Here is a 20,145-nt window from a genome sequence, read left to right on the forward strand (position 1 = left end):
CGCGACGCAAGTCCACCGCGATGAGCAGCTTCGGCGGCAGGGCCCCGAGGACTGCCCCGCGCTCCCCCGGTCGGTGCTCACCATTCAGTGATGAACGCTCAACCTTGGCTGCGACAGGTCATCACCGTGTCCCCTGGCAGGCGATCTTGACCGTTTGCCAGGTGATCTCGACCGACGCGGGGTTTCTGCCGCCGCAGCGGGCAGTCGCGGCAGGCTGGAGTCGCGGTGCGGCACGATGACACCATGGCTCACATCGCGTTGTTCCACTCAGTTCTCGGCCTGCGCCCAGCCGAACTTCGCGCCGCCGAGCGGCTGTGTCGCGCCGGGCATGAGGTCGTTACGCCCGACCTCTTCGGCGGCGAGACCGCGGTGACCCTCGACCAGGGATTTCAGCTGGTCGACCGGGTCGGCTGGGCGGCGGTGGTAAAACGCGCCCGGCAGGCCCTCAGGGGTATGCCGGACGAGACCGTACTCGCCGGTGTTTCCATGGGCGCAGGTGTCGTCGCCGATCTCTGGCCCGAGCGCCCCGCTGCCGTCGGCGTTCTTCTCCTGCACGCCACCGCCGACCTTCCCGCATCCGTTCGTCCAGGTCTCAGGGTGCAGTTGCACGCCGCTGAACCGGACGAGTTCGCGCCGCCCGAGCGCGTTGCCGCGCTCTGCCAAGCGGCACGGGAGAGGAGCGTCGACCTGGAGGTTTTCCGCTATCCGGGCGCCGGCCACTTCTACACCGACCGCGACCTTCCCGACCATGACCCGGCCGCAGCCGAGCTGACCTGGCGCCGGGTGCTGGACTTCCTCGACTGAGGTCGTGCATCAAGAGAGGATCTTGACCATGCCATGATCTTGGTTCGTGTCGCGTGGAGATCCGGCAGACGAGCAATGGGCGGTACCGGAACCCCTGTTGCCGCAGGGCAAGAGGCCGGGCCGACCGCCGATATGGACCCGACGAAAGCTGATCGACGGCATACGGTTCCGAGTGCGCACAGGCATTCCGTGGCGGGACATGCCGGAGGAGTACGGACCGCGGGGCCGGGTGTACGACCTGTTCCGCCGCCGGAGCGAGGAAAGGGGACTTGCAGAAGGAGCCGCCCGGCGGCGTCTCCACGGAGCCCGACGACCACGGCATCGGGCGCTCGCGCGGCGGCCTGACCACCAAGCTGCACTTGGCCGTCGAGCAGGGCCAGAAGCCCATGTCCATCGTGATCACCGCCGGGCAGCGTGGAGACTCCCCGCAGTTCGACGTCGTCCTGGGCCGCATCAGGGTGCCCCGACCGGGGCCGGGCCGACCGCGTACCCGGCCGAGGCGGGTGCGCGCCGACAAGGCGTACGCCTCCCGCAAGAAACTCGGCTCCCACGGCGGCCGTCCACCGACGTTCGCCCCGGAGGACTGCAAGGCTCGGCACGCGGTTGAATGCGGTATCAATCGGCTCGAAAGGCACCGCGCCGTGGCCACGGGATACGGCAAGCTCGCGGTCCGCTACGAGGCGACCGTCCTCGTAGCGGCCATCAATGAGTGGCTGTGCCCAGCACATTCGATACAGGCCCCAGTCGGGTCCGCGAAGGAGCTCCGGCCGCCGCGCGGCGGTGTCTTGAACCGGGGCGGGCTCCACCACGTACTACCTCCTCAAGACAGGTTGTCGCCGGACTCCGTACCAACCCGGGCCCCGTGCGTACACCGTTCGACGCACTTGAGGGACCGGAGGAACGATCCATGCGCTCCAGGCACCGCCCGGTGATGCTCATGGCCTGCATGCTCGCCTTACTGGCGATCTGCGCCACTGCCTGCTCCGCGCCCGCCGGAAGCACGGGTACCGGGTCCGCCGGAGGCGCCGGGTCCGCGGGGGACACCGGGCCCGCCGGGGCCGTCGGCTCCGACGCTCCGGACGGGTGGCGCGAGGGTGGCTGGCGCGACTGGGACGCCGCGGACTGGGCCCGGGAGGCCGCCGCGTTCTTCAACCCGGTCATCGAGGGGCTGTGGATTCCGGGCCGGATGCTCCAGGGCACCAGTACGGACCGGCCCGTGGACGGGGAGTTCGAGGACGCGGGCGTCTCCGACCCGGAGCCGGAGCCCGTCGCCGCCGAGCCCGCGCCCGTCTCGTACCGCGACAACGCCCCGATGGTCGGCAAGCTCTTCTTCGACACCCCCGAGGGGCCCTCGGTCTGCTCCGCGACGGTGGTGACGGACCCGGCGAACCCCGGCGCCTCGAACCTGGTGTGGACGGCCGGGCACTGTGTGCACGCGGGGGCGAAGGGCGGCTGGTTCCGCAACATCGTCTTCGTCCCGTCCTACAACGACGAGGGGCTGGAGGGCGCGGCCCTGTCGGGGGTGCGCAAGAGTCAGCTCGCGCCGTTCGGGATCTGGTGGGCGGACTGGGCGCAGACCTCGCCGCAGTGGATCTCCGAGGGGACCCCGTCGGGCGGCAGGGGTTCGCCGTTCGACTTCGCCGTGCTCCATGTGAAGAAGCCCGCGGGGAGCGGTTTCGGGTCACTGGAGGAGACGGTCGGCGGCGCGTCCCGCGTCATGTTCGACGCGCCGTCGGCGACGAAGATCGCGGGGATGGGCGTCTGGGGGTATCCGGCGTCGCCGCCCTTCGACGGCGAGCGGATGTTCACCTGCCGGGGCCGCCCCGGCAGGCTCTCGGTCAGGGACGACCAGCCGTCGCTGTACCGGATCGGCTGCACCATGACCGGGGGCTCCTCCGGCGGCGGCTGGTTCATCGAGGACGCGAAGGGGCTGCCCGCGCTGGTGAGCAACACGTCGATCGGTCCGAGCGAGCAGACCTGGCTGGCGGGGCCGCACCTCGGCGCCGGGGCGAAGGCGGTCTACGAGTCGGTGAGCGACAAGTTCGCCTGAGAGCCTGTCGGGTGACCTCCGAGCGGGCGACAGGCTCCGAGCGGCGCGGAATCCGGTGGCCCGTGTTCGCCCCGGCGGTACGCGGGTCCGTACGCGAGGCGTGCAGACTCACGGTATCGCCGGGGCGCCGGCGTCTCCCGTACGGATACGAAAGCGAGATCCGAAGGTGCCGCACATCATCGTCGAGTACACCCCGAACCTGGCCGAGGAGTTGGACGTCGACACCCTCCTCGACATCCTGCACGAGACCGCCCTCGGCCTGGGCGTCTTCCCCCGCTGGGGCACCCGTACCCTCGCCATGCCGGCGACCGCCGCCCGGGTCGGCGACCGTCCGGAGGCCGGGCCGGACAACGGCCATGTGCAGATCAGACTGACGATCGCACCCGGCCGCCCCGAGGAGGTCAGGGGCCGGATAGCGGACGAGTTGTTCGCGGCGGCGGAGAAGCACCTGGAGCCGCTCGCCGCCCGCCGTCCGGTCGGATTCCAGCTCACCATCACCGAGTTCGACCCCACGGTCACCAGGACCGGCGGCAGCATCGCCGGCTCTCCGAGTCACCGGCCGCCGCTCGACGTGTAGGGCTCACCGGCCCGGCCGCTCTGCCTGATGCCTGATGCCTGATCGGGGGGGGCGGCCGGGGCGGGTGGCCGGCGTACCGTCAGAACAGCACGAACAGACAGACCGCCAGCGCCACCAGATGACCGGCGACCAGCCGCCGCCGCAGGCGGGTGTAGCGCCGCTCGTACTCCGCGCGCAGTTCGGCGGAACGGTGGGTGACGCGGCACAGCGACTCCTGGGTGATCTCCCTGTGGTCCTGGAGATAGAGCTGTTCGAAGACCTGGCGCTGATCCGCCGTCATCCACTCCAGCCGGTCGGCGATCCTGCGGGCCCGCTCCTCGCCCTTGGTGTGCGCGGCGGTCAGCAGGAGGTACCCCTCGATCTGCCGGAGGCCCACCGCGGTCTCCTCGGGCGGCGAGGGTTCGGCCGCGTCCTTCGCCGTCACCCTGCCACCGCGTTCGGACCTATCGCGCCGCTCGTGCCGCGATCCGTGGTGGTTGACCACCACATGACCGCATTGCCCGGCTGTTGGCGTTCTACGGAGCTGTTCATGTCCTGGTCATGTCCGGTGCCCGGCCGCCCCTCACCGGAACGGGCGATATGAGACCTGGGTCACACGAATGAGGGGTCGGTGAGGACGTGGGGCCGCCCGGACACAGGACGGACATGAGCGACGAAGAGCCTTTCGCCGCTGCCTATCGCGCGCACTACTGGGTGGTCAGCCGCTTCGTTGCCCGGCGACTGGGCAGCCAGAGAGCCGACGTGGAGGAGGTCGTCGCCGACGTCTTCGTGGTGGCCTGGCGACGCCGCCACGAGCTGCCGGCCGAACCGCTGCCCTGGCTGTACGGAGTGGCCCGGTACTGCCTGGCCAACGCCGTGCGCGGGGCGGGCCGTCACCGGCGGCTCCTCCAGCGGATCGGCCACCACACGGTGGCGCACCGCGCGCACGTCGTGGACAGCCCGGCCGCCGGAACACCGGGCGACTGGGTGCACGACGCGCTGGCCCAGCTTCCGGAGGCGGACCAGGAGGTCCTGCGGCTCACCGCCTGGGAGGGGCTGGAGGCGCGCGACATCGCGGTCGTCGTCGGCTGCAGCACCCACGCGGCGACGATGCGCGTCCACCGGGCGCGCCGGCGGCTGCGCGAGCGTATCGACGCGCTGCCCGTCCACCGGGCCGTTCCCGACGCGACCACCACCGTTCCCGACGCCGCGGAGAGGCAGCGCCCATGACCGACGAGATCGACCTGCTGCGGGCCGCCGACCCGGCGCCCGCCGACGAGGGCCCCTGGCGGGACCGCCCGCTGTCCGCCGAGGCGGAGCGGCGGCTGAACCGGCTGCTGCGCGAGGGCCGGGCGCGGTGCCGGCGGCGTACCGCGTGGGGTCTCGCGACGGCGACGGCTGCGACCGCGGCGGTGGTGGCGCTGGCCGTGCTGTTCGGCGGTGCGGCCACCAGGAGCGCGGTGGATGCGCCCTCCCCGCTGAGCGTCGACGCCGGCGCGCCCGCCGTACCGCTGGCCGAGCTGGCCGAGCGGGTCCGCCGGGCGGCGGCGAACCGTACGGCAGCGCCCCTCCCGGGAACGGACGTCCAGACGTGGAGCATGGGACTGCGGGACGACGGCAGCGCCGCCCCGGTCACCGTGGCCGAGGAGCGGACCACGCGCCGTCACCACGACGGCAGTTGGACGGAGACGGTGGTGGCCACCGACCCGAGGCGTCCGGGGCGGCCCGTCCTCACCGGCGACGGACCCGCGGTCGGCGACCGCACCGTGCTGAGCGAGACCACGCGGCTCGCGGGCAACGCGCCGGACACGTCGTACCCCGAGAGCCCGCCGCACACCGTGACCGGGCTGCGCGCGTATCTGCTGCACGGCGCGCGTCTGCCGGACCCTCCCGGCCTTCCGGCCCTGCTGGACGCCGTCTCCGCCTACCTCAAGGCGTGGACCCCCGGCCCCCGGGAGACCGCCGCGCTCGTCGGCGTCCTGGCCGCCGAGCCCGGCCTGCGCCCCGCGGGAACGGTCACCGACCGGCTGGGCAGAACGGGCCTGGCGTATGTGTACGACTCCCCCGCGGACCGGGGGGAGCCCCTACGGCGCCTGGTGATCCTCGACCCGCGCGACGGCCGGGTGCTCGGCATGGAGATCACGTACACCCGGGACATCGCCCGCTACCGGGTCACGGCGGGCTCCGTGATGTCGTACGAGGCGTGGCTGCGCTGAGCCGGACGCCCGCGGGCACGAGGCGGACGCCCGCGGGCATCTCGGGGTGCCGGTCGTCGGGCATCCGCCCCGTGCCGGTCGTCCGGCGTCCGGCCTCCGGAATCGTTTTGCCTGGACGGGGGCGGTCCGGAGACACTGCCAGGGCCGCACCGTCTCCGTAGCCACCAGCCCGGAAAGCAGTCTGGACCCACCCCATGCACGACCGACTCCCCGCTCCTCCCCCGGCCACGCCGGCCGCGTCCCCGTCCGGCGAACCACTGGCCGGCGGGCTCAAGCAGCGCCACCTCACCATGCTCGGGCTCGGCGGTGTCATCGGCGCCGGGCTCTTCGTCGGCTCCGGCGCCGGGATCGCGCTGGCCGGTCCCGGGATCGTCGTCTCGTATCTGATCGCGGGCGTGCTCGCGATGTGCGTGATGCGGATGCTGGGCGAGATGTCGACCGCGATGCCCGCGTCGGGCTCGTTCTCCGTGCACGCCGAGCGCGCGCTCGGCCGGTGGGCGGGGTTCAGCGTCGGCTGGCTGTACTGGTTCCTGCTGGTCGTCGTGCTCGCCGTGGAGGCGACGGGCGCGGCGCAGATCGCGAACGGCTGGCTGCCCTCCGTACCGCAGTGGGCCTGGGTCCTGGTCTTCATGGTCGTCTTCACCGGCGCGAACCTCGCGGCCGTGAAGAACTTCGGCGAGTTCGAGTTCTACTTCGCGGCCCTGAAGGTCTTCGCGATCGTCGCGTTCCTGGTTCTGGGGCTGCTCGCGATCTTCGGCGTCCTGCCCGACACCAGCCCGGCCGGTCTCGCCCACCTCACCGGACAGGGCGGCTTCCTCCCGAACGGATGGCAGGGCGTCACCTCCGGGGTGCTCGCCGTGATCTTCGCCTTCGGCGGTCTGGAGGTCGTCACGATCGCGGCGGCCGAGTCCGACGACCCGGTGCGCTCGGTGGCGCGCGCGGTGCGCAGCGCGGTCTTCCGGATCCTGTTCTTCTACGTCGGCTCGATGGCGGTCATCGTGACCGTGCTGCCCTGGACGGCGCAGAAGGCGGGGCTCAGCCCGTACGTCACCGTCCTCGACGCGATCGGTATCCCGTCGGCCGGACAGATCATGAACATCGTGGTCTTCGTGGCGCTGCTCTCGGCGCTCAACGCCAACCTCTACGGCTCGTCCCGGATGGTCTTCTCCCTGGCCGAACGGGGCGAGGCGCCGAAGGCCCTGCTGAAGGTGGGCGGCGCGGGTGTGCCGCGGCGGGCGGTGCTGGCGTCGGTGGCGTTCGGGTTCGTCTCCGTACTGCTCAATCTGAAGTGGCCCGACACGGTCTTCCTGTACATGCTCAACGCGGTCGGCGCGGTGCTGCTCTTCGTCTGGGCGATGATCGCCGTGTCGCAGCTCCGGCTGCGCCCGCGCATCGAGCGGGAGGCGCCGGAGCGCCTGGTCCTGAGGATGTGGCTCTTCCCCGGCCTGACCTGGGTGACGCTCGCCGCGATCGCGACGGTGTTCGTCCTGATGCTCACCGATGACGCGGCCCGCCCGCAGCTCCTGTGGTCCCTGGGCGCGACGGCGCTCGTGCTGGCGGTGGCGGGGGTACGGGAGCTGCGCGCGCGACGCGTGTGACACGGGTGCCCTGTGGGGCACAGGCGTCGCGTGGGGTACGGGAACCGGCCCCGGCCCCGACGTCGTAGGACGGCGGGGCCGGGGCCGGTGTGTTCAGCGCGCTGCGCGACGCCGGTCCGGTCTAGTAGGGACCGTTCACGTTGTCGATCGAGCCGTACCGGTCGGCGGCGTAGTTGCACGCGGCCGTGATGTTGGCGACCGGGTCGTAGCTGTCCGTCGACGTACCGGGCACGTGGTACGCCTGGAACGTCGGGGCGATGACCTGGAGCAGGCCCTTGGACGGAACGCCGTTCTGGGCGTTGATGTCCCAGTTGTTGATGGCGTTCGGGTCGCCCCCGGACTCACGAATGATGTTGCGGTGGATGCCCTCGTAGGTGCCGGGGATCCCGTGCTGGGCCATGACGTCGAGCGACTCGCGGATCCAGCCGTCCAGGTTGTCGCTGTACGTCTTCGTGGCGGCCTGGGTGACGGAGCCGTTCGTACCGGACTTCGTGCTCGCCGTGGTGGCCGTCTTGGCGGCGGTGGCCGGGGCCTTCCCCTTGAGGGTCAGCTTCAGGCCGGGGAGTACGTGCGACGGGTCGGCGCCGACGGCGCTCCGGTTGTCCTCGTACAGCTTCTTCCAGCCGCCGCTGACCGAGTGCGCGTGCGCGATCTTGGACAGGGAGTCGCCGGAGACCACGACGTAGGTGGTGGTCTTCGCCGGGGCGGCGGGGGCCTCCGCCGCCTGGGCGGTGGCCGCGGACACCAGCGGAATCGCGAGGGCGGCGCCCCCGGCACCCACCGCGACGAGGCGACGGGCGATGGAGCCAGCTCTGGAACGGCGGTGCTTGGCGTTTCTGGGCACGACGAATTCCTCTCCGTCGCCTGCGAGGTGAGCTGTCGGGTTCGGGCTGGAGATGCCCGGCCGTACGACGGTGCGTACGGCTTCACCCCGAGCCGTTCCGGAAATTCCGGACCGGCGACTTACCTGGGTCCCCCGCTCCTGCCTTCTGACGGATAGGTGTGTGGGATTCCGGACGGCGGCAGGATTTGGCGGTCCATCCGGATGGACGTGAACGTAAGCGAGAAATCAGGGCCGCACAAGTTCCGCAAAGGCGGCGCAATCGCCTTTCCGGAGGGGTCCCGGGAACTCAACTTTCCTCCCCTGCGAGAGAAAGCGCCCACCTCGCCCCGCCCACCCGCCGCCAGGAGTATGACGCAGGTCACGAACGTAACGGAATTATCGGACAGGCAAAAGGCGTTAGAGAGAGCAAGCCACACTAATCACACCCATATCCACCTAACGGTCAATTCCGACAAAGGCCCATCAATGGGTCCCGTCGGGTTGCCGGGATCCCGCACCCCTCCACCCGACACCCCGACAACTGCCGACACCCTGCGGGAATTGACCGGGGACGCCACCGAATTCACCGCGCCATTCATTCTCCTGACGGCATGTCGATTCACGCGTCACTTCCTGCGGGCCGGTTCACCTCACCAGGCAGGGGCGCTTGCCGTCGAACTCCCAGTCCTTCACCAGAAAGCGCATCGCGGCGGCGTCGTCCCGGCCGGAGAGTTTCTTCTCCAGGTACAGCTCATGGGCCGCGAGCAGCCGGTCCATGTCGACCTCGACGCCGAGACCCGGGGTGTCGTCGACGGCGATCTCGCCGGCGGTGATCCGCGGGGGCTCCACGGTCAGCCGCTCCATGCCCTCCTGCCAGATCCAGTGGGTGTCCAGGGCGTTGTACTCCCCCGGGGCGGCGGCCCCGCAATGGGCCATCATGGCCAGCGAGATGTCGAAGTGGTTGTTGGAGTGGCAGCCCCACGTCAGGCCCGCCGCATGGCAGAGCTCGGCCACCCGCACCGACCCCCGCATGGTCCAGAAGTGCGGGTCCGCGAGCGGGATGGAGACCGACTGCAACGCCATCGCGTGGATGAGCTGACGCCAGTCCGTCGCGACCATGTTGGTCGCGGTGGGCAGACCGGTGGCCCGGCGGAACTCCGCCAGGATCTCCCGGCCGGAGAAGCCGTCCTCGGCCCCGCACGGATCCTCGGCGTACGCGAGCGTGCCGACCAGGGGCCGGCACAGTTCGACGGCTTCCCGCAGCGACCAGGCCCCGTTGGGGTCGAGGGTGATCCGCGCCTCGGGGAAGCGTTCCTTCAGCGCCCGTACGGCCTTGACCTCCTCCGCTCCTGGCAGGACACCGCCCTTGAGCTTGAAGTCCCGGAAGCCGTACCGCGCGTAGGTCGCCTCGGCCTGCCGGACGATCGACTCCGGGGTCAGCGCCTCCTCGCGGCGCAGGCGGTACCACTCCACGTCCGCGCCGGGTTCCCTGACGTACTCCAGATCGGTCCTGCCGGGGTCGCCGACGTAGAAGAGGTAGCCGAGGAAACGTACCGAGTCGCGCTGCTTGCCGTCCCCGAGCAGGGCGGCCACCGGCACCTCCAGATGCTGCCCCAGCAGGTCGAGCAGCGCCGACTCCACAGCCGTCACGGCGTGCACCGTGGTGCGCAGGTCGAAGGTCTGCTCGCCGCGCCCCGCCTCGTCACGGCCGCCGAACCGCTCCCCGAGGGCGCGCAGCACCCGCTTGTGGTCGCCCACCCGCGCGCCGACGACCAGGGGCTCCGCCTCGCGCAGCGTCCGGGTGATGCGCTCACCGCCCGGCACCTCGCCCACGCCGGTCCGGCCCTGGGAGTCCTGGAGGACCAGGACGTTGCGGGTGAAGTACGGGGCGTGCGCGCCGGAGAGGTTGAGCGCCATGGAGTCACGGCCTGCCACCGGATACACGGAGAAGCCGGTGACGACGGGCTGGCTCATGGGACGAGTCCTTCCAGGATCGGTGACCGGGGGTGTACCGGTGGGGCGTACGGCACGAAGAAGGCCCTACAGCCCGGGGACGGTGGGGAGTTCACAGGTTGAGGACGTCCAGGGCGCGTTCCATGAGGAGTACGCCGCCCAGGCCGAGGACGGAGAGCACGGTCGTATAGGTGGTACGGGTCTTGATCGCCTCGACGACCGACAGGTTGAAGTACTCCTTGAACATCCAGAAGCCCGGGTCGTTGACGTGCGAGAGGGCGACCGAGCCGCAGGAGACGGCCAGCACCATGATCTCGGGCGGGACCCCGCTGTCCGCGAGCAGCGGCAGCACCACGCCGGACGCCGTGACGACGGCGACCGTGGCCGACCCCAGGGCGACCCGGAGGATCACGGCGACGAGCCAGGCGAGGACGACCGGTGAGACGGACCAGCCGTCGGTGACGTCCTTGATGTAGTCCGAGATCCCGCCGTCGACGAGGACCTGCTTGAAGGCGCCGCCGGCCCCGATCACCAGCAGGATCATCGCCATCGCCTGCGCCGCTCCCCGGCACGAGGCGCTGACCTCCGCGAGGTCCCGGCCGATCCGCGGCCCGAAGGCCCAGATCGCGACAACCAGCGTCAGCAGCAGGGCGATCGGCGCCGATCCTATGAAGGCGACGAAGTGGGTGACCGGGGTGTCCGCCGAGGTGGCCATGTCGGTGACGGCGGCGCCCGCGATGAGTACGACGGGCAGCAGGGCGACCGCCAGCGACCAGGCCGTGCCCGGCATCTCCTCGTCCTCGAAGACGCGTTCGCTCACCAGGCCCTTGGGTACGGAGGGGTTCATGGCCCGGATGAACGCGAGCCGCGGCCACACCAGAGCGACGACAGCGCCGATGGGGACGGCGATGAACAGGCCGTAGAACAGGGTCAGTCCGACGGAGGCGTGGAAGGTCGAGGCCACCGCGGTCGGTCCCGGGTGCGGCGGCAGGAAGCTGTGCATGGTGGACAGGGCGATGGACATCGGCAGCCCGACCCACAGCAGATTCGACCGGGTGACCCGTACGAGGGTGAAGACGACGGGCACGATGATGACGAAGGCGACCTCGTAGAACATGGTGACGCCGATGAGCATGGCCGTCGCCACCATGGCCACCTGCACCCCGCGCGAGCCGCAGACGGCGAGGAGCCTGGTGGCGATGCGCTGCGCGGCGCCGGAGTCCCCCATCACCCGGCCGACCATGGCGCCGAGCCCGATGGTGAGCATGGTGTCGCCGATCTGCCCGCCGATGCCCTCGGAGAGGATGTCCGGGATCTTCGTCAGGGGAATCCCCTGGACGAGGGCGACACCGACGGCGACGAGCAGGAGGGCGGCGAAACCGTTCAGTTTGAGCCGTGTCATGAGGAAGAGCAGGACCAGCACGCTGATCCCGACGACGACGAGTGGCATGGGTCGGTTCCCCTTTGAACTGTGCACCGGACAAGCGGATGAACCGTGCGGTGGAGCAAAGGGCGTGTACGCGGGCGAGGCGCTTCCCGCGGCGGAGCGTGATCAGCGCTCGTCTCCATACAGAGACATCGTCCACGTACAAGAACGGAGGCTAGAGAAGTGAGCCCCACGGGGTCAATGGGTCTGCGGTGATGGATCCGGCGGCGGGATCCCCCGGGGCGCTCACGCCGCCGGAATCGGCTCTCGGTTGCCGGGGACCCGGCCACGGCCCATGGTGGAAAGACCGAGGTGAGGGCGGGCTGGCCACGATGACGCGATCGGGAACCACCGGTGACGACCTGCCCCCGCGGCCGGAGGATCCCGCCGCGGGGGCAGCCACGGCCAGGGCCACGGTGGATCCGCGCGGCATCGTCACGGGGTGGAGCGAGGGGGCGCGGCGGCTCCTCGGGTACCGGTCCTCCGAGGTCGTGGGCCGGTCCGCCGCCGTACTGCTCGCCGGGGAACCGCACGCCCCGACGGTGCGTGCCCTGGAGGCGCTGCCGCGGTGGAACGGGAGGGTGACGCTGCTCCACCGGGACGGCCGCAGCCTCCCGGTGAACCTGCTGGCCCACCGGCGCCCACCGGACGGCGGGGACGGGAGCGGGAACGGGAACGGGAACGGGGCCGGCGGATGGCTCCTGGTCGCCGCCCTGCCCGGCCCGCCGACGTCACCCCGGGACGACGAGGCACTCATGATGTGGGCGTTCGCCCAGTCCCCGGCCACGATGGCGCTCTACGACACCAGCCTGCGGCTGCGGCTGGCGAACAAGGACATGGAACGCGTGCTCGGACTGCCCGAGGAGGCGATGCGGGGCCTGCGCGTGTCGGAGATCGTGGCGGACCCGCAGGGCGACCGGACGGAACAGCTCATGCGCCGGGTGCTGGAGACCGGCGCGCGGCAGCAGGGGCAGGTGGCCCTGTGTCTGGCGGGCCACGAGCGGGAGAGCGTCTGGGCGCTCTCTCTCGACCCGGTGCGGGACGCCGGAGGAACGGTGCGGGGGGTGCTCCTCTCCGCGCGCGACACGACCGAGGAACACCTGGCCAGGGAGCGGCTGGTGCTGGTCAACGACGCCAGCGTCCGGATCGGCTCCACCCTGGACCTCGCCCGTACCGCGGAGGAGCTGGCCGAGGTGGCCGTCCCGCAGCTCGCCGACTTCGTCACCGTCGATCTGCTCCCCTCCATCGAGGGCGGCGAGGACCCGCGCGCCGGGGTACCGAGCAGCCCCGTCAAGCTGCGCCGGGTCGCCGCCCGGTCCGTACTGGAGGGGTGCCCCGAGGCGGTGGTCCCACGCGGAGTGGTGGCCGTCTACCCGGACGCCTCGCCGGCGGCCGAGTGCCTGGCCGCGGGCCGGCCGCTGATCCGGAAGGTGACCGCCCAGGGGATGACCGTTTGGGAGCACGAGGCCCCGGAGAGGGCGGAACGGGTGCGGCAGTACGGCATCCACTCGGTACTGGCCGTGCCGATGCGCGCCCGCGGCATCACCCTCGGCGTGGCCATCTTCTCCCGCCACCGGCGCCCGGAGCCCTTCACGCGGGACGACCTGCTCCTGGGCGAGGAGATCACCGCCAGGGCCGCGGTGTGCATCGACAACGCCCGCCGCTACGGCCGCGAGCGCCGTACCTCCCTCACCCTGCAGAGCAGCCTCCTGCCGGAACGGCCGCCCCGGCAGGCCGCCGTCGAGGTCGCGTCCCGCTACCTGCCCGCCAGCACCCAGGCCGGTGTCGGCGGCGACTGGTTCGACGTGATCCCCCTCTCCGGCGCCCGGGTCGCCCTCGTCGTCGGCGACGTGGTCGGCCACGGCGTCCGGGCGTCGGCCGCCATGGGACGGCTGCGCACCGCGGTGCGCACCCTGGCCGACGTCGACCTCCCGCCCGACGAACTGCTCACCCATCTCGACGACCTCGTCATCCACCTGTCCGCCGAGGCCGACGACGAGGACAGCGTCTCCGGCGACACCGGCGCCACCTGTCTGTACGCCGTCTACGACCCGGTCTCCCGGCGCTGCTCCCTGGCCCGCGCCGGCCATCCGGAACCCGCGCTGGTGACCCCGGAGGGCGCCGTGGAGTTCCTCGACATCCCCGCGGGGCCGCCGCTGGGCCTCGGCGGCCTGCCCTTCGAGGCCGCCGAGCTGGAACTGCCCGAGGGGAGCGTCCTCGTGCTGTACACCGACGGTCTCGTCGAAGCGCGTGACCGCGACGTCGACGAGAGCCTCGGCACGCTGCGCGAGGTGCTGGCCCGTCCCGCCGCGTCCCTGGAGGACACGTGCGACGCGGTGCTCGACGCGCTCCTCCCGGACCGCCCGGCCGACGACGTGGCCCTGCTGATGGCCCGTACCCGCGCCCTGGACGCGGCCCATGTCGCCACCTGGGAGGTGCCGCGCGACGCCGCCGCCGTCGCGGAGACCCGTAAGAACGCCTGCCTGCAACTGACCGCCTGGGGCCTGGACGAGGCGGCGTTCGTGACCGAACTGGTGGTCAGCGAACTGGTCACCAACGCGATCCGGTACGGCGCCGCCCCCATCGAGCTCCGGCTGATCCGCGACAGCAATCTCGTCATCGAGGTGTCCGACGGCAGCAGCACCACCCCGCACCTGCGCCGGGCCCGCACCTTCGACGAGGGCGGTCGTGGCCTGCTCCTGGTCGCCCAGCTCACCCAGGGCTGGGGCACCCGTCAGACGTACACGGGCAAGACGATCTGGGCCGAGCAGAGCCTGTCCGCGGACTGACCCGCCGGTCACACCGCGCCGTCGGCGACCTCCGCTGCCCCGGCGACCTCCGCTGCCCCGGCGGCCTCCGCCGTGGAGGCGACCCGCGCCGTGGACGCGACCCGCGCCGTGGAGGCGCCGACGATCAGTCCGGTGGCGACGCGCACCCGCCGGGCGCGCTTGGGCGGGTTCGGCTCCTGGAGCAGACGGACCGCCGCGGCGCCCGCCTCTTCGAGCGGGACCCGCAGCGCCGTGGTGTCGGGGCGGTCCGTGCTGATCGCGGTCAGGTCGTCCGAGGCGGCCAGACTGATGTCGGCGGGGACCCGTACGCCGGCGTCGCGCAGCCCCAGGCGCAGGCCGATCAGCAGGTAACTGCTGTACGCGACCACGGCGGTGACGGCCCGTTCGGCGGCGATGTGTTCGGCGACGGCCAGTCCCGCGTCGATACGGGGCGCGACGGGGCCGAGGACCGTGAGGTCGACGCCGCCCCGGCGGGCCGCCTCCTGGACCGCGGTGGTGCGCCGTTCGGCCATCCAGGAGCCGTCCGGGCCGCCCACGTAGGCGATGGCCCGGTGGCCGAGGCCCGCCAGGTGGGTCACGATGTCGGCGACGCCGCCGGGGGTGTCGATCAGGACGCCGGGCACCGAGGGCACCGTACGGTCCACGGTGACGACCGGCAGTTTCGCGGTGAACCCCCTGATCACCGCCTCCGGGCTCACCGGTGCTATGAAGACGAGCCCGTCGACGCGGGAGGCGAGTTTCCCCGCCAGTTCGAGCTCGCTGCTCCGTGACCCCTCCGAGACGGCGAGCAGGATGTTGTCGCCGTCCTGCGACAGCGCCCGCTGCACACCGGTCACGATGGGGGCGAAGTAGGGGTTGGCGAGGCTCGGGACGAGGACGCCGGTCAGGCCGGTCCTGCCGGTGGTGAGCGCCCGGGCGCTGGCGTTGAACTCGAATCCCATGGTCTCGGCCGCCGCCCGCACCCGCTCGCGCGTGCCGGCCGCGACCATGCCGGGTCTGCTCAGCGCGCGGGACGCGGTCGCCGTGGACACCCCCGCCGCGCGTGCGACATCCGACAGCCTCACCATCTCGCCCCCCAGGGTGTGCGTAACGGGATCTTTACACGAGCGCGTTGACGCTTCGATTCCAGCATGAGTATCGTCCCCCACTGCCGGTTGCTGCAACCGGTTGCAGCAACCGGTTGTAGGAAACTCCGACAGAAGACTCACGAGAGGAGGCGTGGCCGTGTCCCGGAAGGCCACCCTGGGGCTGTTGCTCGCGCCCGGACTGGCCCTGCTGGCCTTCGGCTTCGCGTTCCCCTTCGTCACGACGCTCTTCGCGCCGCCCGCGGCCGAGGACCCCGACGTCGTCGGCACCCTGGGCTCCCTGCTCACCGACGGCTACGTACTGGGCGTCCTCGCCCGGACCGTACGCGTGGCCGTCACCGTCACCCTCGTCTGTCTGCTCTTCGGCTTCCCGACGGCCTATCTCATCTCCCGGGCCCCGAAGAGCCGCCAGGGCCTGCTGCTCGCGCTCGCGGTCTTCCCGCTGCTGCTCAGCACGGTGGTACGGACCTTCTCCTGGCTGGTCATCCTCGGCCGCAACGGCATCATCAGCGACGTCGTCCTGGCGACCGGGCTCACCGACAGCCCGCCGGAGCTGCTCTACACGGAGTTCGCCCTGGTCGCCGGTCTCACCCAGCTCTTCATGCCGCTGATGATCCTGACCTCGTACAGCTCGCTGTCGCACATCGATCCCGGTCTGGAGGACGCCGCCCGCGGCCTCGGCGCGAGCCCCGGCCGGGCCTTCCGGCAGATCGTGCTGCCGCTCGCGGTGCCCGGTGTCCTGGTCGGGGCGACCCTGGTGTTCGCCGGGGCCGTCACCGCCTTCACCACACCGCTGCTGCTCGGTGGCTCCCGTAACCGGACCCTGGCGACCCTGCTCTACGACTACGCGAACGTGAAGCTCGACTGGAACGGGGCAGGCGCCGTCGCCCTGCTCATGACCGTACTGGTGCTCGTGGTCGGCTGGGCCTCGGGCAGGATCTCGGCGAAGGTGGCCACGTCGTGAAACGCCGACGCCCCGTACTCACCCTCCTGTCGACCCTGGCGATGGCCTTCCTCCTCGGGCCGATCCTGCTCGTCGTCGCCATCGGCTTCTCCGCCGGGGACACCGTCGAGTTCCCGCCGTCCGGCCTCTCCACACGCTGGTTCGAGCTGGCGCTCTCCAACGCCGCCTTCCAGCAGGGCCTGCTGACCAGTCTGCTGGTGGCGGCCGTGTCGACGCTGCTCGCGCTGGTGCTGGGCATCCCGGTGGCCCTGGCCGTGCAGCGCCACACCTTCCGTGGCCGCAAGGCGGTGGAGAACCTCTTCCTCTCCCCCGCGATCGTCCCCGAACTCGTCCTGGGCTTCGCGCTCTTCCAGCAGCTCATGGTGACCCTGCGGATCACCGCCCTCGGCGCGCTGCTGATCGGCCACACCGTCCTGCTGCTGCCGTACGCGGTCCGGGTCACCGGCGCCTCGCTCGCCCTCTCGGACCCGGCCCTGGAGGAGGCCGCCCGCGGCCTCGGCGCGGGACCGCTGCGGACGTTCTTCGCGATCACCCTGCCGGTGATGGCGCCGGGCATCGTCTCGGCGTCCGTGCTGTCCTTCCTGACCTCGTTCAACAACGTCCCGCTCTCGCTGCTGCTCAAGGGGCCGGGAATCTCCACACTGCCCGTCGAGATGCTCAACTACGTCGAGTTCTCCTACGACCCGGTGGTGGCCGCGGTGAGCACCCTGCTGCTCGCCGCCACGGTCGGCGCGGCCCTGCTGACGGAACGCCTCGTCGGATTCAACAAGGTCTTCGGCCGATGAGCGCGGCGGGCCACAACAGGAGCAAGAGGGGTACGACGATGAAGCCAGTGGTTCAACTCGAATCGGTCCACCGGGAGTTCGGTGGAACGGCGGCGGTCGAGAACCTCGACCTGACCGTGGGGCGTGGGGAGTTCACCGCGCTCATCGGCCCCAGCGGCTGCGGCAAGACCACGACCCTGCGCATGATCGCCGGGTTCCTGGAGCCCACCGCGGGACGCATCCTGCTGGAGGGCGAGGACGCCACCAGGCTCCCGGCGGAACGCCGCAACATCGGCATGGTCTTCCAGTCGTACGCGCTCTTCCCGCACATGACCGTGGAGAAGAACGTCGCCTTCGGCCTCAGGATGCGGGGCGTCCCCGACGCCGAGCAGCGCACCCGCACCGGCGAGGCGCTGGAGATGGTCGGCCTCTCCCACCTCTCCGGTCGCAAGCCGAAGCAACTGTCCGGCGGTCAGCAGCAGCGCATCGCGCTCGCCCGCGCCATCGCCGTACGCCCCTCCGTCCTGCTCCTCGACGAGCCGCTGTCCAACCTCGACGCGCGGCTGCGCATCCAGATGCGCCAGGAACTCGCCCGTATCCAGAAGGAGACCGGGCTCACCGCGATCCTCGTCACCCATGACCAGGAGGAGGCGCTGGAGCTCGCCGACAGCATGGTCATACTCAACCGGGGCACCGTCGCCCAACAGGGCGCCCCGCGCGAGGTGTTCCGCGCGCCCGCCAGCCGCTTCGTCGCCGAATTCCTCGGCTACGACAACTTCGTCGAGCTGCCGGACGGCCGTACGGTCACCATCCGGCCGGAGCACGTCGAGGTGCTCGCCCCCGAATCCCCCGTACCCGCCGGCGGCACCACGGTCGACGCCGACCTCACCGCCGTACGGTTCCGCGGCACCGACTGCGTCGTCACCGCCGCATCCCAGGGCCGCACCGTCCTGGCCACCAGCACCGACTTCGCCCTGTCCGCCGGACAGCGGGTGCGCCTCCACCTCCCCGCGGCTCACGCCGTAGACCTCCCTCAGAGCCAGGAGACTCCCACGTCATGAGACGACTCGCCGTCACCACCGCCGCCACCCTGCTGATCCTGCCGCTCGCCGGCTGCGCCGGATCCGTCGCCGGGGAACAGAACCCCAAGAAGCTGACCGTCTCCACCTTCGGCTTCGGCGCCGACCTGTTCGAGAAGAACATCGTCAAGCCGTTCGAGAAGAAGACCGGCATCGAGGTCGAGGTCGAGAGCGGGGCCAACGCCGAGCGGCTCACCAAGCTCAGGATCAACCGCTCCAACCCGACGGTCGACGTCGTCATGATCTCCGACCTGTTCGCCCGGATGGGCCGCGAGCAGGGGCTGTTCGACAAGGTCGACGCGTCGGCCCTGCCCAACCTGGCGAAGATCCACGACTTCGCCAAGGACAAGGACGGCTACGCCCCCGCGTACACCTACCAGCTGCTCGGCATGCTCTACCGCACCGACAAGGTCGACAAGGCGCCCGGCATCAAGGACCTGTGGCAGGCCGGGAACAAGGGACGGATCGCCGTCCCCGACATCTCGACCAGCGCCGGAGTGCCCTTCCTCTACAGCACCGCGGCGACCTACGGCTCGGGCCCCGGGGACACCGACACGGCGTTCGAGAAGCTCGCCGCCAACTCCCCCAACGTACTGAAGTACTTCAGCCGCAGCACCGAACTCGTCAGCCTGCTCGACCGCGGCGAGGTGGAGATGGCCCCGGCGCTCGACCTGTTCGCCATCGACTCCGTCACCGCGGGCAAGCCGATCGCCTGGGCGCCCCTCGACAAGGGCCGCTACGTGGTCTCCAACACCGCGCAACTGGTGAAGGGCGCCCACAACAAGGCGGGCGCGGAGAAGTTCATCGACTACCTGCTGTCGACGGAGGTCCAGGAGAAGGCCGCGGCGACCTTCCACGACAAGCCGGTCAACAAGGACGCCGCGATCCCGGAGGAGATCAGCAAGGTGGTGGGCGAGGCCGCCGCCGACCCCGCCGCGAACGGCTTCACCACCCCCGATCTGAAGCTGGCCGCGAAGAACAACGCCGAGTGGGTCGACCGCTTCCAGCGCGAGGTGTCCGGGTGAACCGTCCGGAGACGACCGCCCCGGAGACGGCCGCCCCGGAGCCCGTCGTCATCGACTGCGACCCCGGTATCGACGACGCCGTCGCCCTGCTGCTGGCCTTCGCGTCGCCCGAACTCGACGTCACCGGCATCACCACCGTCGCCGGGAACGTGGGCATCGGACAGGTCGTCGACAACGCGCTGCGCCTGTGCGACCTGATCGGTACGGACCCGCGCCTGCCGGTGGCGCGCGGACACGCCGGACCGCTCGCCCGCGCCGTCCGGATCCCGGACGAACCCGTGCACGGCGAGGGCGGCCTCGGCGGCGTCACTCTCCCCCCGTCGGCGCGGACGCCGCACCCCGAGCACGCCGTCGCCTGGCTCGCGGCGCGGTTGCGCGCCCGCCCGGTCGGCGGCCTCACCCTGATCGCCACCGCACCGCTCACCAACATCGCGGCGCTGCTGCACACCCACCCGGACGCCGCGCCCGCGATCAAGGAGATCGTGGTGATGGGCGGGGCGGCCTTCGCGCCCGGCAATGTCACCCCGTCCGCCGAGTTCAACTTCTTCGCCGATCCCGAGGCCGCCCGGTACGTGACCGAGGCCGGGGTGCCGCTGCGGATCGTCGGACTCGACGTGACCCGCGCGGCGCTGACCACCCGCGCCGATATCGACCGGCTCCTGGCCGACGGTGCGCCGGTCACCGGCGCGGCGGGCCGGATGCTCGACCACCTGGCCACCCGGTACGAGCGGCGCCACGGCATCGACGCCTGCGCGGTCCACGACGCGCTGGCGGTGGCCGCCGCCGTACGCCCGGACCTGATCGAGTGGACCGACGCCTGGGTGACGGTGGAGTGCGGCGGCGAGTTCTCCCGCGGCAAGCTGATCGCCGATGTGCACGGCCGCACCGGGCTCCCGCACAACGCCAAGGTGGCCACCGGTGTGGACGCCGACGCCTTCCGCGCCTTCCTGATCACCCGGCTGCTGCACACGTACGGGGCCGGCGCACCCGTGACCGGCCCGACCTGACCCGCG

Annotated in this window: 17 protein-coding genes, 1 pseudogene and 1 riboswitch; of the genes and pseudogenes, 13 read left to right on the plus strand and 5 right to left on the minus strand. The window is 71.4% G+C overall.

The window, feature by feature from the left end:
• Window positions 1-243 precede the first annotated feature (243 nt).
• From ACIBJC_RS32535 to ACIBJC_RS32550, 4 genes and pseudogenes are all read left to right on the plus strand, one after another.
• Window positions 244-804: a dienelactone hydrolase family protein gene (locus tag ACIBJC_RS32535; protein ID WP_399298714.1), complete on the plus strand. Its 561-nt coding sequence runs from the start codon at window positions 244-246 to the stop codon at window positions 802-804.
• A 46-nt stretch (window positions 805-850) separates the two neighbouring features.
• Window positions 851-1,520, plus strand: a pseudogene (locus ACIBJC_RS32540) (transposase); the annotation flags it as partial.
• Between the two features lie 191 nt (window positions 1,521-1,711).
• Window positions 1,712-2,854 (plus strand): trypsin-like serine peptidase, encoded by a 1,143-nt coding sequence (locus ACIBJC_RS32545; protein ID WP_399298716.1) that lies wholly within the window; start codon window positions 1,712-1,714, stop codon window positions 2,852-2,854.
• Window positions 2,855-3,020: 166 nt separating this feature from the next.
• Window positions 3,021-3,431: a hypothetical protein gene (locus tag ACIBJC_RS32550; protein WP_399298718.1), complete on the plus strand. Its 411-nt coding sequence runs from the start codon at window positions 3,021-3,023 to the stop codon at window positions 3,429-3,431.
• Window positions 3,432-3,510: 79 nt separating this feature from the next.
• Here the strand turns inward: ACIBJC_RS32550 and ACIBJC_RS32555 are convergent, their stop codons facing one another.
• Entirely contained in the window at window positions 3,511-3,855 is a 345-nt protein-coding gene (locus tag ACIBJC_RS32555; RefSeq protein WP_399298720.1) for a hypothetical protein, read from the minus strand.
• A gap of 221 nt (window positions 3,856-4,076) precedes the next feature.
• On the opposite strand from ACIBJC_RS32555, the gene ACIBJC_RS32560 reads away from it, so the two are divergent.
• From ACIBJC_RS32560 to ACIBJC_RS32570, 3 genes are all read left to right on the plus strand, one after another.
• Entirely contained in the window at window positions 4,077-4,640 is a 564-nt protein-coding gene (locus ACIBJC_RS32560; RefSeq protein ID WP_399298722.1) for an RNA polymerase sigma factor, read from the plus strand.
• The gene (locus ACIBJC_RS32565) at window positions 4,637-5,626 is read left to right on the plus strand and encodes a CU044_5270 family protein (RefSeq protein ID WP_399298723.1); all 990 of its coding nucleotides are present in this window, start codon (window positions 4,637-4,639) and stop codon (window positions 5,624-5,626) included. The genes ACIBJC_RS32560 and ACIBJC_RS32565 overlap by 4 nt, the downstream gene beginning before the upstream one ends.
• Before the next feature lie 194 nt (window positions 5,627-5,820).
• A complete protein-coding gene (locus ACIBJC_RS32570; protein WP_399298725.1) occupies window positions 5,821-7,224 on the plus strand; it encodes an amino acid permease in 1,404 nt (467 codons plus the stop codon).
• 121 nt (window positions 7,225-7,345) lie between these two features.
• Here ACIBJC_RS32570 and ACIBJC_RS32575 read toward each other — a convergent pair whose 3' ends face one another.
• From ACIBJC_RS32575 to ACIBJC_RS32585, 3 genes are all read right to left on the minus strand, one after another.
• Entirely contained in the window at window positions 7,346-8,068 is a 723-nt protein-coding gene (locus tag ACIBJC_RS32575; protein ID WP_399298727.1) for a transglycosylase SLT domain-containing protein, read from the minus strand.
• 4 nt (window positions 8,069-8,072) lie between these two features.
• A riboswitch (cyclic di-AMP (ydaO/yuaA leader) is annotated at window positions 8,073-8,237 on the minus strand.
• Window positions 8,238-8,692: 455 nt separating this feature from the next.
• A complete protein-coding gene (locus ACIBJC_RS32580; RefSeq protein WP_399298729.1) occupies window positions 8,693-10,021 on the minus strand; it encodes an enolase C-terminal domain-like protein in 1,329 nt (442 codons plus the stop codon).
• A 91-nt stretch (window positions 10,022-10,112) separates the two neighbouring features.
• Window positions 10,113-11,450 (minus strand): gluconate:H+ symporter, encoded by a 1,338-nt coding sequence (locus ACIBJC_RS32585; RefSeq protein ID WP_399298731.1) that lies wholly within the window; start codon window positions 11,448-11,450, stop codon window positions 10,113-10,115.
• A gap of 308 nt (window positions 11,451-11,758) precedes the next feature.
• Here ACIBJC_RS32585 and ACIBJC_RS32590 point away from each other — a divergent pair, with 308 nt between their 5' ends.
• Entirely contained in the window at window positions 11,759-14,215 is a 2,457-nt protein-coding gene (locus ACIBJC_RS32590; protein WP_399298733.1) for a SpoIIE family protein phosphatase, read from the plus strand.
• 8 nt (window positions 14,216-14,223) lie between these two features.
• Here the strand turns inward: ACIBJC_RS32590 and ACIBJC_RS32595 are convergent, their stop codons facing one another.
• Window positions 14,224-15,282 (minus strand): LacI family DNA-binding transcriptional regulator, encoded by a 1,059-nt coding sequence (locus ACIBJC_RS32595; RefSeq protein WP_399298734.1) that lies wholly within the window; start codon window positions 15,280-15,282, stop codon window positions 14,224-14,226.
• 157 nt (window positions 15,283-15,439) lie between these two features.
• Between ACIBJC_RS32595 and ACIBJC_RS32600 the strand changes: the two genes are divergently transcribed.
• Genes ACIBJC_RS32600 through ACIBJC_RS32620 form a run of 5 tightly spaced genes read left to right on the plus strand, consistent with a single transcriptional unit; the run spans window position 15,440 to window position 20,139 of the window.
• Complete coding sequence (locus ACIBJC_RS32600) at window positions 15,440-16,264, plus strand: ABC transporter permease (RefSeq protein ID WP_329823705.1); 825 nt, start codon at window positions 15,440-15,442, stop codon at window positions 16,262-16,264.
• Complete coding sequence (locus tag ACIBJC_RS32605; protein ID WP_399298737.1) at window positions 16,261-17,049, plus strand: ABC transporter permease; 789 nt, start codon at window positions 16,261-16,263, stop codon at window positions 17,047-17,049. Before ACIBJC_RS32600 ends, ACIBJC_RS32605 begins: the two co-directional genes overlap by 4 nt.
• A 38-nt stretch (window positions 17,050-17,087) precedes the next feature.
• On the plus strand, window positions 17,088-18,089 hold the full coding sequence (locus ACIBJC_RS32610; protein ID WP_399298739.1) for an ABC transporter ATP-binding protein: 1,002 nt from the start codon (window positions 17,088-17,090) through the stop codon (window positions 18,087-18,089).
• The gene (locus ACIBJC_RS32615; protein WP_399298741.1) at window positions 18,086-19,132 is read left to right on the plus strand and encodes an ABC transporter substrate-binding protein; all 1,047 of its coding nucleotides are present in this window, start codon (window positions 18,086-18,088) and stop codon (window positions 19,130-19,132) included. The genes ACIBJC_RS32610 and ACIBJC_RS32615 overlap by 4 nt, the downstream gene beginning before the upstream one ends.
• A complete protein-coding gene (locus ACIBJC_RS32620) occupies window positions 19,129-20,139 on the plus strand; it encodes a nucleoside hydrolase (protein WP_399298743.1) in 1,011 nt (336 codons plus the stop codon). The genes ACIBJC_RS32615 and ACIBJC_RS32620 overlap by 4 nt, the downstream gene beginning before the upstream one ends.
• The last annotated feature ends 6 nt before the right edge of the window (window positions 20,140-20,145 follow it).

Origin of the sequence: Streptomyces sp. NPDC050509 (assembly GCF_044457965.1) — a bacterium.
In the GTDB taxonomy this organism is placed as follows: domain Bacteria; phylum Actinomycetota; class Actinomycetes; order Streptomycetales; family Streptomycetaceae; genus Streptomyces.

What these genes read in the sequence shown, in the direction of transcription:
- ACIBJC_RS32535 (WP_399298714.1), top strand. Translation starts at nt 244, where the DNA reads ATGGCTCACATCGCGTTGTTCCACTCAGTTCTCGGCCTGCGCCCAGCC.
- ACIBJC_RS32545 (WP_399298716.1), top strand. Translation starts at nt 1,712, where the DNA reads ATGCGCTCCAGGCACCGCCCGGTGATGCTCATGGCCTGCATGCTCGCC.
- ACIBJC_RS32560 (WP_399298722.1), top strand. Translation starts at nt 4,077, where the DNA reads ATGAGCGACGAAGAGCCTTTCGCCGCTGCCTATCGCGCGCACTACTGG.
- ACIBJC_RS32565 (WP_399298723.1), top strand. Translation starts at nt 4,637, where the DNA reads ATGACCGACGAGATCGACCTGCTGCGGGCCGCCGACCCGGCGCCCGCC.
- ACIBJC_RS32570 (WP_399298725.1), top strand. Translation starts at nt 5,821, where the DNA reads ATGCACGACCGACTCCCCGCTCCTCCCCCGGCCACGCCGGCCGCGTCC.
- ACIBJC_RS32580 (WP_399298729.1), bottom strand. Translation starts at nt 10,021, where the DNA reads ATGAGCCAGCCCGTCGTCACCGGCTTCTCCGTGTATCCGGTGGCAGGC.
- ACIBJC_RS32585 (WP_399298731.1), bottom strand. Translation starts at nt 11,450, where the DNA reads ATGCCACTCGTCGTCGTCGGGATCAGCGTGCTGGTCCTGCTCTTCCTC.
- ACIBJC_RS32590 (WP_399298733.1), top strand. Translation starts at nt 11,759, where the DNA reads ATGACGCGATCGGGAACCACCGGTGACGACCTGCCCCCGCGGCCGGAG.
- ACIBJC_RS32595 (WP_399298734.1), bottom strand. Translation starts at nt 15,282, where the DNA reads ATGGTGAGGCTGTCGGATGTCGCACGCGCGGCGGGGGTGTCCACGGCG.
- ACIBJC_RS32610 (WP_399298739.1), top strand. Translation starts at nt 17,088, where the DNA reads ATGAAGCCAGTGGTTCAACTCGAATCGGTCCACCGGGAGTTCGGTGGA.
- ACIBJC_RS32615 (WP_399298741.1), top strand. Translation starts at nt 18,086, where the DNA reads ATGAGACGACTCGCCGTCACCACCGCCGCCACCCTGCTGATCCTGCCG.